The sequence below is a fragment of the Serratia plymuthica genome (assembly GCF_018336935.1).
GTDB classification, from domain to species: Bacteria; Pseudomonadota; Gammaproteobacteria; order Enterobacterales; family Enterobacteriaceae; genus Serratia; species Serratia plymuthica_B.
Genome location: NZ_CP068771.1, coordinates 3,945,409 through 3,958,111 on the forward strand (window position 1 = coordinate 3,945,409; position 12,703 = coordinate 3,958,111).

A 12,703-nucleotide genomic window follows, 5' to 3' on the forward strand; every position below is an offset into this window, starting at 1 on the left:
ATGGCATATCTCACCGTCACCCGCCTCAATAAACACTACGGCCAGACCCAGGTGTTTCAGGATATCGATTTCACCGCCGAAGAGGGCGAGTTCGTCACGCTGCTCGGGCCGAGCGGCTGCGGTAAATCCACGCTGCTGCGCTGTCTGGCGGGGCTGACGTCGGTCGACAGCGGCCAAATCTTGCTGCAGGGCCAGGATCTGGTGCCGGTGCCGCCGCAAAAGCGCGGCATAGGTATGGTGTTCCAGAGCTATGCACTGTTCCCGAACATGACCGTTGAAGGCAACGTGGCGTTTGGTCTGAAAATGCAGAAGCTGGCGGCCGGGCAGATCCACCAGCGGGTACAGGAAGTGCTGGCGCTGGTGGAGTTGACCGAACTGGCGAAGCGTTATCCGCACCAACTGTCCGGCGGTCAGTGTCAGCGGGTGGCGCTGGCGCGCTCGCTGGTGACCCGCCCGCGCCTGCTGTTGCTCGACGAGCCGCTGTCGGCGCTGGACGCCCGTATCCGCAAACATCTGCGCGAGCAGATCCGCCGTATCCAGCGTGAACTGAACCTGACGGCAATCTTCGTCACCCACGATCAGGAAGAGGCGCTGACGTTGTCGGATCGCATCGTGCTGATGAACAAGGGCCAAATCGTGCAGAGCGGCGATGCGGAAACCCTGTACACCCAGCCGGCTAACGTCTTCGCCGCCGGGTTTATCGGCAACTACAACCTGCTGAGCGCCGAGCAGGCGAGCGCACTTACCGGCCGCAGTTATGCCGGCAAGGTGGCGATACGCCCTGAATCGATCGCGCTGCTGCCGGCCGGGCAGGGGATTGAGGGGGTGATCCTCAGCCATAGTCTGTTGGGGAATGTGGTACGCTACCGTGTCCAGGTTCGTGGCGTCGAGCTGTTGGTTGACGCGCTCAACCGGTCGGTCGAGGATTTACGGCCCGACGGCAGCGAAATTGGGCTACACTTGGAAACTGTTACATTACGGGAAGTTGCATGACTTCGCTGCGGCAATCAATGATAACTCCAGGGTAATTCCTGCCGTTGCGTTAACCCTCCAATATGCGGTCTGCAGCCTGTTACCGCTGTCCTGCCCGACTACCGCCCGGCAGGCAGGATAGCCTGCTATACCCGTCGCCTTTCAAGCTGCAGGTGTGTTGGCCGCGCGGTCTCACCCCAGTCACTTACTTGAGTAAGCTCCTGGGGATTCACCCGCTTGCCGCCGTCCTGCAGCCCGAAATTCATAGGGTATGGATTTGATTTTTCCTGCCGGGCGTGAATGGAGCGTATTTTCCGTGTTGACCCTTCTCCACCTGCTTTCTTCCGTGGCGCTGTTAGTGTGGGGTACCCACATCGTGCGCACCGGGATTATGCGGGTCTACGGCGCTAATCTGCGCCGGGTATTGAGCGACAGCGTCGAGAAAAAACCGCTGGCGTTCGTCTCCGGCATCGGCGTAACCGCGCTGGTGCAAAGCAGCAACGCCACCGCGCTGCTGGTCACCTCTTTCGTCGCACAAGGGCTGGTGGGGCTGGCGCCTGCGCTGGTGATCATGCTGGGCGCCGACGTCGGCACCGCCTTGATGGCACGAGTGCTGACTTTCGATCTCTCCTGGCTGTCGCCGCTGCTGATTCTGGTCGGCGTTTTCCTGTTCCTCAGCCGTAAGCAAACCCGGGTTGGCCAAATGGGGCGCGTGTGCATCGGCCTCGGGCTGATCGTACTGGCGCTGGAGCTGATCGTGGCCGCCGCGACGCCCATAACCCAGGCGGCGGGCGTGAAAGTGCTGTTCTCGTCGCTGACCGGCGACGTGATGCTGGATGCCCTTACCGGCGCGCTGTTCGCCATCGTCAGCTATTCCAGCCTGGCGGCAGTGTTGCTGACCGCCACCCTGACCGCATCCGGCGTGATCTCGCTGAAAGTGGCGCTGTGTCTGGTGATTGGCGCCAATCTTGGCAGTGGCCTGTTGGCGGTCATCAATACCAGCGGCCAGAACGCCGCCGGCCGCCGGGTGGCGCTCGGCAGCCTGCTGTTCAAGCTGATAGGCTGCGTGCTGGTGCTGCCGTTTGTCTCTTATCTGGCAGAGGTAATGACCCGATTGCCGGGCGAAAACGAAGAGCTGGTGATCTATTTTCACGTCTTCTACAACCTGATCCGCTGCCTGATGCTGATCCCGCTGGCCGGCCCGATGGCGCGTTTATGCGAAACTTTGATCGCCGACGTGGCGGCCGACGATCCCCGTCTGCGGCCGCGACACCTGGACGCCAGCGCGCTGGATACGCCGACGTTGGCGCTGGCCAATGCGGCGCGTGAAACCCTGCGCATGGGCGACGTGGTGGAACACATGATGATCCTGCATCGCGAAGTGCTGCACGGCAAGAATGGGCAGGATAAAGAGGTGCGCCGGCTGGACGACGATGTCGATGTGCTCTATACCGCCATCAAGCTGTATCTGGCGCAGATCCAAAAAGAGGATTTGGGCGAAGAGGATTCGCGCCGTTGGGCGGAAATCATCGAAATGGCGCTGAACCTGGAACAAGCCGGGGATATCATTGAGCGCATGACCGGTGACGTGGCGGCGAAATCGCACGCGGCGCGGCGGGCGTTCTCGGCGGAAGGCCTGGCGGAGCTGGATACGCTGCATGAGCGGCTGGTCGGCAACCTGCGCCTGAGCCTGTCGGTGTTCCTGTCCGGCGATCTTACCAGCGCCAAACGGCTGCGGCGCTCCAAGCACCGTTTTCGCATTCTGGATCGCCGCTACGCGCATGCGCACGTCGATCGTCTGCATCAGCAAAACGTGCAAAGCATCGAAACCAGTTCGCTGCATCTGGGGTTGTTGGGGGATATGAAGCGCCTGAACTCGCTGTTCTGCGCCGTGGCGTATAACGTGCTGGATCAGGATGAGCGCGATGATGAGCGTGAGTGGGACGATACGCCGAGCACGTTGTAAACATATCTGAATCTGGTGAGGGAAATACGAAATTTCGCAGAAGTTGAGCGGGGCGCACATGGCTGCGCCCCGGCGTGAGATTATTTTTTCTTGATCGGTCGGCCAGACCAGTACCCTGCCAGCAGCGAGCCGGAAAGGTTATGCCACACGGAGAACAGGGCGCCCGGCAGCGCGGCCAGCGGTGAGAAGTAAATCTTGCCCAGCGTCGCCGCCAGCCCGGAGTTCTGCATGCCGACTTCAATGGCCAGCGTGCGGCAGGTGGATTCGTCGAAGCCGAACAGCTTGCCGCCCCAGTAACCGCTCAACAAGCCAATGCCGTTATGCAGGATCACTGCGATGATCACCACCAGCCCGACGGAGGCGATGTGGCTCTGGCTGCCTGCGACCACCGCACTGATGATCGCCAGGATGCAGACCATCGACAGCGCCGGCAGGAACGGCTCGATACGTTTGACGGTTTTGGTAAAGGTGTGATGCACGATCAAGCCCAGGCCAATCGGGATCACCACGATCTGCAGGATACTCAGCAGCATGCCCATCACATCGACGCTGATTTCGGTATCGACATACAGACGGGTCAGCAGCGGCGTGGCGAATACGCCCACCAGCGTGGAGACCGCCGAAATGGTCACCGACAGCGCAACGTCTCCTTTTGCCAGGTAGATCATCACGTTGGAGGCGGTGCCGCTGGCAACGCTGCCGACCAGCACCATGCCGGCGGAAAGATCCGGCGGCATATGGAACAGCATCGCCAGCAACCAGGCCGCCAGCGGCATGATCAGATAATGCAGAAAGATGCCTGCCGCCACCGGCGCGGGGCGCGACAGTACGCGCTTGAAGTCATCCAGCCGCAGCGTGACGCCCATGGCGAACATGATCAGCATCAGCAGTGGGCTGACGTAGGGACCAATACCGGTAAAGGTGGTGGGCGTAGCGTAGGCGGCGACGGCGAGCAGCACCGCCCACAGGGGGAATAATCGGGTTAGCAGTGCCAACATGAATAGGGTTTTCCTTCAATAGGCTATCTTACTTGCCATGTTGAGTCCGGGCAGCGCCCGAACCCAAACCGGCTACGACGATATACGCCTATTGGCGCAGGTATTATTAAAATTATTCGAACAGATTGTGGTGCAGGGTGCGTACTACCTGTTCGGCGTCATCGCCCGGCACCAGGAAGCACAGGTTGTAGCTGCTGGCGCCGTAGCAGATCATGCGGATATTGAACGGGTCAAGCACGCCGAACACCTCTTTGCCCACGCCGCAGGCCTGGGAAAGCTTGTTGCCGATTATCGCCACCAGCGCCAGATTCTCCTCCACTTCCACCCGACACAGCGACGACAACTCGGTCAGCAGCGAGGTGGTCAGCAGGCTGCCGCCGGTGGAGGTGGAGCCGGTGGTGTCCATGGTCAGTGCCACGCTGACTTCTGAGGTGGTGATCAAATCCACCGAAATATTGTGGCGTGCCAGAATGCTGAACACTTCGGCCAGGAAACCGCGCGCGTGCAGCATATTGAGGCTGTGCAGCGTTAACAGGGTTTGTTTGCGGCGCAGCGCCAATGCGCGGAACAGCGGTGGGTTCTCGGTGGTATTGCACACCAGGGTGCCGCCGGCGGACGGATCCTTGCTGGAACCGACAAACACCGGAATATCGCTGCGTACCGCCGGCAACAGGGTGGCCGGGTGCAGCACTTTCGCGCCGAAGGTGGCCATTTCAGCCGCTTCTTCAAAGGTGATTTTGTCGATGCGCTTCGCCGTAGGGACCACGCGCGGATCGGTGGTGTAGATGCCCGGCACGTCGGTCCAGATATCTACCCGGCCGACGTTCAGCGCTTCACCCAGCAGGGCGGCGGTGTAATCGCTGCCGCCACGGCCCAGCGTGGTGGTGCGGCCCTTAGGTTCGCTGCCGATAAAGCCTTGAGTGACGACCAGCGCTTCCTGCAGACGCGGTTTGAGCAGCGTCTGGGTCAGCTCTTTCAGTACCGCGCTGTCCGGCGTGGCGCGGCCGAAATGATCGTCGGTGTGCATCACTTTGCGTACGTCAAACCACTCCGCCTGCACCTTGCGGCTGCGCAGGATCTCAACGAAAAGCAGGGTGGACATCAGTTCGCCGTGGCTGACCAGCTCGTCGGTGAGTGCCGTAGAGGTCGCCAACGCCGCCGCTTCGGACAGCATGGCGATGTTTTCCAGCATGCGATCGATTTCCTCGCGGATCACCGCCGGGTTACCGAGGCGGTCGAGAATGGCGTACTGGATACGGCGGATTTCATCGAGCTGGTAGCTGCGCTTGTCGACGTCGCTGCCTTCGGCCAATGCGACCAGCAGGTTGGTGACGCCCGCAGAAGCGGACAGGACTACCAGGCGGACCTGCGGATTGGCGAGCACGACGTCGGCGCTGCGGTTCATGGCTTCATAGTCGGCAACGCTGGTGCCGCCGAATTTGGCCACAACGGTAGAATTCTGGGGTACTGCTTGGTTCATGTAAAACCTCGTGTCAGGGATGCCCTACTTTGAGAGCACTTTTTTCCATAGCCTTGGCACAAGGGGAGAGCGATAAACAGGGGGCAGACGTAGAGGTTGAAACTACGATACACCCAGAAGCGCCCCACCTTGCTGATTGCCCCCGCGGGGCAAACTTTGGTGACAACCCAGGGGATTCAGCCCCTGTAGCCGATACGATGAATGCCGTGCATCACCCTACCTCGGCGTCGCTCCCCCTCCAGTGCCGTCATGGGAAACGGCTCCTCTGACACTCTACCTGGGCGACGCGCCTCTTCTGGCTTGCGCACCGGGTGCGCAAGTAGGCTGATAGGAATAGCCGGTTATTGCGCTTGTGTCAACGGTCAGACGTTGAGGGATTTTCAATTTGCACTAACGCTATCAGCGTGCAGGGCATGGCGGGGACGAAACCGGAGCCTATCGGTTGCAGCTTGCCGTCCTCGCGTTGGCACAACAGCGGAATCACACCCTGATGTTTTTCCAGATATTCCAGCCAGCCAAAGTTTTCGTTCAGCTTGGTGGCCTTGATGGTCGCGCCTTTGGCGATCAGGCTGCTTAACCGGCCGTAGGTGGCCTCCTGATTGAACAGGATTTCGTGCCGGCGGAAGCGCGAACTTTCCGCGCTGTTGCCGCGTCCTTTCAGCGGCGCGCCGGAGCGGATAGCGAAGACCTGTTCGTCACCGAAGATATGGCTGAAGTGGTAGACCGCCAGCGCATTCTGATGGCGGTTGGGCGAGAGTGCCAACACTTGCGCGGTATCGCTCAGATCGAGGTAGTTCTCGGCATGTTCGGAGTAAGCATGCCCATAATAGGCGGGAATGCCCTCCATACGCGCCTGGCGGTAATATTCCCAACTGCTGTCGGTGACGAGCACCGGGATATTCATTTTTATCAACGCCTGCGCCAGCATGCGCGCCACGCTGTTGGCACCGACGATCAGCACGCCGCGCGGTTTTTGCTGCTGCACCCGCAGCCAGCGCGCCATCATGCCGCTGGTCAGGCTTTGCAACACCACCGTGCCGATGATGACGGCGAACACCACGGTCACCAGCCGATCGGCGCCCTGATAGCCGCTGCGCTGCAGCGTCAGGGCGAACAGCGAGCTGACCGCTGCGGCGACGATGCCGCGTGGGGCGATCCAGCACAGCAGCAGGCGATCGCGCCAATGCAGGGAAGAGCGCCAGGTCGACACCGCAATGCACAGCGGCCGGGCGATAAACTGTACCGCCAGCAACAGGCCCAGCAGAGGCCAGCCCATGCTCCACAGCGCATGAATATCCAGCCGCGCCGCCAGAATGATGAACAGCGCCGAAATCAGGATAGCCGACAGCTCTTCCTTGAACGCCAGAATGTCGCTGGTATCCACGTCGCGCATATTGGCCAGCCAAATGCCCATTACCGTCACGGTCAACAGGCCGGATTCGTCGGCAATGGCGTTGGACACGCCGAAGGCGGTCAGCATGATCGCCAGCACCGCCAGGTTTTGCAGGTAGCGCGGCAGCCAGACGCGGCGCAACGCCAGCCCCAGCAGGTAACCGAACAGCGCGCCGATCGCCAGGCCGACGGCGGCGGTAATGCCCAACGTCCAGAACAGGTGGGTATAGGACTCCGAATGCTGCTTCAGCACGATGAACTCGAACACCAACAGGGTGAAGATAGCGCCAACCGGGTCGATCACTATCCCTTCCCAGCGCAGCACCTGGTTGATATTGGCGTTGGGCCGCACCACGCGCATCAGCGGGGCTATCACCGTCGGCCCGGTCACCACCGTTACCGCGCCGATCAGCGCTGCCAGCTCGGGCGGAAAGTCCAGCAGCCACCAGCAGGCGACGCCGATCACCAGGAAAGTCATCAGCATGCCGATGGTCACCAGGTTACGCACCACGCCGCCCAGGCCGCGAATCTCCTCTACCCTCAGCGTCAGCGCACCTTCAAATAAAATGATCGCCACCGACAGCGACACCAGCGGGAACAGCAGATCGCCGAACAGCGCGTCCGGCTGGACCAGATGCACCGCCGGCCCCAGCAGGATGCCAAACAGCAGCAGCGGCAGAATGGCCGGCAGCCGCAACAGCCAGGCCAGCCATTGCGCCAGCAGCGAACTTAAACCGATGATCACCAACATCAGTGGAGCAGATAATTCCATGGCGGAGGTCCTTCTCTAATTGGCTATCAGCAACAATGGCACATTTCAGTGACAGTTCGGCAACCCTGATAACAGGCTGTTATCCAAAAGTATAGGGGAATGGCTGAAACGATGCAGGGGACGTTTGACAGTTGGCGCCTATCGCAAGAAAAGAGATCATAATCGCAGTCGAACAGGCTACAATCGGGCAACCACGTCACATTTATTCTCAAGCCTAAGAGTGTTGCTATGAAAAATATCAATCCTAGTCAAACCGCTGCTTGGCAAGCCCTGCAGCAACATTTTGAACAGATGAAAGACGTCCGGATCAGCGATCTGTTCGCTCAGGACAAAGAGCGTTTCTCTCGCTTCTCCGCCACCTTCAACGATCAGATGCTGGTGGACTACTCTAAAAACCGCATCACCGCAGAAACGCTGGAGAAGCTGCAGGCGCTGGCGAAAGAGACCGATCTGCAAAGCGCGATCAAATCGATGTTTGCCGGCGAGAAAATCAACCGTACCGAAGATCGTGCGGTGCTGCACGTTGCCCTGCGCAACCGCAGCAACAGCCCTATTATCGTTGACGGCAAAGATGTGATGCCGGAAGTGAATGCGGTATTGGCCAAGATGAAACAGTTCTGCGACCGCGTGATTGGCGGCGACTGGAAAGGCTATACCGGCAAAGCGATTACCGACGTGGTGAATATCGGCATCGGCGGTTCGGATCTCGGCCCTTATATGGCTACCGAAGCGCTGCGTCCTTACAAAAATCACCTGAACATGCATTTTGTTTCCAACGTTGACGGCACCCATATCGCCGAAACGCTCAAACCGCTGAACCCGGAAACCACGCTGTTCCTGGTGGCGTCCAAAACCTTTACCACGCAGGAAACCATGACCAACGCCCACAGCGCGCGCGACTGGTTCCTGAGCACCGCCGGTGATCAAAAGCACGTGGCCAAGCACTTTGCGGCGCTGTCCACCAACGGCAAGGCGGTAGGTGAGTTTGGTATTGATACAGCCAATATGTTCGAGTTCTGGGACTGGGTTGGCGGCCGTTATTCTCTGTGGTCGGCGATTGGTCTGTCTATCGCGTTGTCGCTGGGCTATGAGAACTTCGAACAGCTGCTGAGCGGCGCGCACGAGATGGATAAACACTTTGCGCAAACGCCGGCGGAGCAAAACCTGCCGGTACTGCTGGCGCTGATCGGCATCTGGTACAACAATTTCTTCGGTGCAGAGACTGAAGCGATTCTGCCGTACGACCAGTACATGCACCGTTTTGCCGCTTACTTCCAGCAGGGCAATATGGAATCGAACGGCAAATACGTAGATCGCAACGGTCACCCGGTAGATTACCAGACGGGCCCAATCATCTGGGGCGAGCCGGGCACCAATGGCCAGCACGCGTTCTACCAGCTGATTCACCAGGGCACCAAGCTGGTTCCTTGCGACTTTATCGCACCGGCCATCAGCCATAATCCGCTGAGCGACCACCACGCTAAACTGCTGTCGAATTTCTTCGCGCAGACCGAGGCGCTGGCGTTCGGCAAGTCGCTGGAGGTGGTGGAAGAAGAGTTCGCCGCTCAGGGCAAGACCGCGGAAGAGGTCAAACACGTGGCGCCGTTCAAGGTGTTTGAAGGCAACCGCCCGACCAACTCCATTCTGCTGCGTGAGATCACGCCGTTCAGCCTGGGCAGCCTGATCGCACTGTATGAACACAAAATCTTCACCCAGGGCGCGATCCTGAACATCTTCACCTTCGACCAGTGGGGCGTAGAGCTGGGCAAACAGCTGGCTAACCGTATCCTGCCGGAGCTGGCGGGCGACGAGGCGGTAAGCAGCCACGACAGCTCAACCAACGCGCTGATCAACCGCTTTAAAGAATGGCGTTAATGGCCGTATCTGATTGATGCCAATAAAAAAACCCGCCGCGGCGGGTTTTTTTGCATCTGGATGATTACAGATTGATCGGCACTTCGAAACTGATGCCTGCGCCCACGTCATCGGCGGTGCTGGCATTGTTGTCGGTATACCACAGGCTGGTATCAAACTTGACCTGGGAATCCAGGGTGTAACCCCAGCCGAGCTGAATGCCTTTCAGTGTGTCAGATTTCGGGAACGCCTGGTTGATGGACTGGCTGTTCGGGTTCACTTTGGCATACACCAAACGGGTGCTCCAGCGCTGGCTGTCATCCAGCACCAACTCTACGCGCCCGGACAGCATTTGGCCGTCGCCGCCCATGGCGTGGCCCAGCGGGTAACCCTGCTGATAATAGCCGCCCTTGTAAATGTAATGGTTGTACACATAGTTTTTGCGGCTCATATCGGCACGGGTATCAGCCCCTTCGATAGACCAGTTGACGGTGGTCGTACCCCATTCCGGGTGGCCTTCCAGCCCCAGCAAATAGGTGTTTTGTGAAGGCAACATACCCGCTTCATCTTCACCCACCAACTGACCGTACAAACTTACCGGCAAGCCAATTAACGGCTGCATTTTCAGCTTGAAGTCGAAGCCGGCAAGCTGGTTGCCCGGATCGTTGCCTTTGCCAGAGTCATCGTTATCCTTACCGGCAAATGCGTTCCAGAATGAACTCCAGGACTGAGGTCGACCGCTGCCGCCCCATTCCATAATGCGTGAGGCGCCGAGCTCCAGGAAGTCGGTCGGCATCATGGTGAAACGACCGCCAATCAGCTTGGTATCAGGGACGGAAGAGTATTGCGACAGCTGACCGGCGGTCAGCTGGTACTGCCAGCGGCCAATCCAGGACAACCAAGGCGTTTCAAACGGAGACTGGTCGGCGCGTTGCAGCATAAAACCGGCCACCGGGCGTGCGGCGTCGGAGCGAATCAGGCTGCCGTCGTAACCTGGGCCCCACCATTGGGAGACTTCACCGAATGACAGCCATTGGTTCCAGATTTTTACTGCGCCGTAGGAGCCATTGAGGTTGAACTTTGAGCCGTCGCTGACGCGTTGATCGCCTTCGACAGAACCCTGGACGCGCACGTCCCAGAATTCGCCGTTGGCACCAGCGCCGATAGTCAGGCGGTCATCAGCATATTCATTCTGACCGAAGCCCTGCGGGGTACCGGGTTTGTCGGTAGAGGCGTAGCCGCTGACGCGGATATTGGCTTTCAGGGCATCGACACGGCGCTGAACGCGGTCAATGACGCTTTTCTCGGTACCGGTTACCGGTTTGGCTTGTGAAATAACCGAGCTGATTTCTTCCTGGCTCAGCGGCCAGGTGGACAAGCTGACGTTAATCACGCCGCGGTCTGACAACCAGGCAAGATCGTTACGCAGATCGTTATCAGGAGTGACCAGGCCGGCGGCGTGACCGGTTAATGCACAGGTAAACAGGCCCGCCGCGACCAGTCCGTTAAGTTTAGCGCGCATAAAGAATTCCCTTGTTAATTCGAGGTTATTAGTTTTATGTAAAGATCTATGTCCCATCATAGTTGACATTTCAATTTGCTACAAATATATCAACCAGAAATATCCTAATGTAACTGATTGAATTAAATTGAGTTTAAAGGTGATTTCATCAGGGTAATAAATTTTAAGATAATGCCTATGTTAGGATGCGCAGATAATTTTAGCGGTATTTAAGGGGGAGTTCTTATGGCGAAAACATCGCGTTCGATAATGATTGCGAAGGGGTTGCAGCGGGTACTGAACATCGGGCTGCTGCTGCTGGCGGCGATCCTGGTCGTTTTTTTGGTGAAAGAAACCATTCACCTGGCGAAAGTATTGTTTGTAAACAGTGAGGAATCATCGTCTTATCTGTTGATTGAAGGCATCGTGATTTACTTCCTGTATTTTGAGTTCATCGCCTTGATCGTCAAGTATTTTGAATCGGGATATCATTTTCCGCTGCGCTATTTCATCTATATCGGCATTACCGCGATTATTCGTTTGATCATAGTGGATCATAAAAACCCATTCGATACCTTGATTTATGCCGGGGCGATATTGCTGTTGGTCGTGACTCTCTATCTCGCCAATACCGACCGCTTAAAGCGCGAATAAATATCCTTCATACCTGAAGCAGCAGCGTTAGCTGCACGTGAGCACCCCAGTCACTTACCGAGTAAGCTCCTGGGGATTTACACGCTTGTAGCCTCGCTGCAACGCCGATTATTTTGGCTATTCCATAAAAATGGCGGCCCGTTGGGGCCGCCGAAGACACAGGTATTGATCGGAAAGAACTGAAGTACATCAAGCGCATTGCAGTGGCAAAAAACCTTAACCTTTGACCCCGCCGGCCGTCAGGCCACCCACCAACCAGCGCTGAGCCAGCAGGAATACGGCGGTAATTGGAATAGCCGACAACACCGCCGCAGCGGCAAAGTCGCCCCATAAATAGTTTTGCGGGTTCAGATATTGCTGCATCCCTACCGCCAGCGTGTAGCTGTTGACGTCGCGCAGCAGCAGAGAGGCTACCGGCACCTCGGTAATCGCGGCGATAAACGACAGAATAAACACTACCGCCAAAATCGGCACCGACAGTGGCAGCAACACCAGGCGGAAGGCTTGCCACGGGCTGGCGCCATCCAGCGCCGCCGCTTCTTCCAGCGAATTGTCGATGGTTTCGAAATAACCCTTGATGGTCCAGACGTGCAGCGCAATGCCGCCCATATAGGCGAAGATCACCCCGCCGTGGGTGTTCAGGCCGATAAAGGGAATGTACTGACCCAGACGATCGAACAAGGCATACAACGCCACCAATGACAGTACCGCCGGGAACATCTGGAAAATCAGCATGCTTTTCAGCAAGGTGCTTTTACCGCGAAAGCGCATGCGGGCAAAGGCATAGGCGCAGGTAGTGGACAGCGTGACGATGCCGATGGCGGTGATCACCGCGATCTTAATCGAGTTCCACAACCACAGCAGCACCGGGAATGGCGGCGGGGTGACGCTGCCATCGGCGTGCGTCACGCTCATGCCGAGCGCCAAACGCCAGTGATCCCACGAAATCTGCTCCGGTATCAGACTGCCGGTGGCAAAGTTGCCGGAGCGCAGTGAAATCGTCACCACCATCAGCAGCGGGAACATGATCAGGGCAATAAAGCACAGCATCAAAATGTGAGTCATCCACAGGCGCAGGCGCTGGGATTTGGGTTGGACCATAGCCATTCTTTTC

General features: G+C 58.1%; 9 protein-coding genes and 1 riboswitch. Of the genes, 4 read left to right on the forward strand and 5 right to left on the reverse strand.

The window, feature by feature from the left end; all coding sequences use genetic code 11:
- Complete coding sequence (locus JK621_RS18430) at nt 1–993, forward strand: ABC transporter ATP-binding protein (protein ID WP_212557113.1); 993 nt, start codon at nt 1–3, stop codon at nt 991–993.
- Between the two features lie 295 nt (nt 994–1,288).
- Complete coding sequence (locus JK621_RS18435) at nt 1,289–2,938, forward strand: Na/Pi cotransporter family protein (RefSeq protein WP_212557114.1); 1,650 nt, start codon at nt 1,289–1,291, stop codon at nt 2,936–2,938.
- 80 nt (nt 2,939–3,018) lie between these two features.
- On the opposite strand, the gene panS is transcribed toward JK621_RS18435, so the two are convergent.
- From panS to JK621_RS18450, 3 genes are all read right to left on the reverse strand, one after another.
- Nucleotides 3,019–3,936, reverse strand: coding sequence for a ketopantoate/pantoate/pantothenate transporter PanS (gene panS / locus JK621_RS18440; RefSeq protein WP_013814763.1), 918 nt, complete (start codon nt 3,934–3,936; stop codon nt 3,019–3,021).
- A gap of 112 nt (nt 3,937–4,048) precedes the next feature.
- On the reverse strand, nt 4,049–5,416 hold the full coding sequence (lysC, locus tag JK621_RS18445) for a lysine-sensitive aspartokinase 3 (protein ID WP_212557115.1): 1,368 nt from the start codon (nt 5,414–5,416) through the stop codon (nt 4,049–4,051).
- Nucleotides 5,417–5,525: 109 nt separating this feature from the next.
- Nucleotides 5,526–5,719, reverse strand: a riboswitch (Lysine riboswitch).
- Between the two features lie 52 nt (nt 5,720–5,771).
- On the reverse strand, nt 5,772–7,580 hold the full coding sequence (locus JK621_RS18450; protein WP_212557116.1) for a cation:proton antiporter: 1,809 nt from the start codon (nt 7,578–7,580) through the stop codon (nt 5,772–5,774).
- Between the two features lie 228 nt (nt 7,581–7,808).
- Between JK621_RS18450 and pgi the strand changes: the two genes are divergently transcribed.
- Entirely contained in the window at nt 7,809–9,455 is a 1,647-nt protein-coding gene (pgi, locus tag JK621_RS18455) for a glucose-6-phosphate isomerase (RefSeq protein WP_212557117.1), read from the forward strand.
- Between the two features lie 64 nt (nt 9,456–9,519).
- On the opposite strand, the gene JK621_RS18460 is transcribed toward pgi, so the two are convergent.
- Nucleotides 9,520–10,956, reverse strand: coding sequence for a capsule assembly Wzi family protein (locus JK621_RS18460; RefSeq protein ID WP_212557118.1), 1,437 nt, complete (start codon nt 10,954–10,956; stop codon nt 9,520–9,522).
- Nucleotides 10,957–11,181: 225 nt separating this feature from the next.
- Between JK621_RS18460 and psiE the strand changes: the two genes are divergently transcribed.
- Nucleotides 11,182–11,589 carry a phosphate-starvation-inducible protein PsiE gene (gene psiE, locus JK621_RS18465; RefSeq protein WP_212557119.1) on the forward strand — a complete coding sequence of 136 codons (408 nt, stop codon included), beginning with the start codon at nt 11,182–11,184 and terminating at the stop codon, nt 11,587–11,589.
- A gap of 216 nt (nt 11,590–11,805) precedes the next feature.
- Here the strand turns inward: psiE and malG are convergent, their stop codons facing one another.
- On the reverse strand, nt 11,806–12,696 hold the full coding sequence (gene malG, locus JK621_RS18470) for a maltose ABC transporter permease MalG (RefSeq protein ID WP_020837182.1): 891 nt from the start codon (nt 12,694–12,696) through the stop codon (nt 11,806–11,808).
- Between the last annotated feature and the right edge of the window lie 7 nt (nt 12,697–12,703).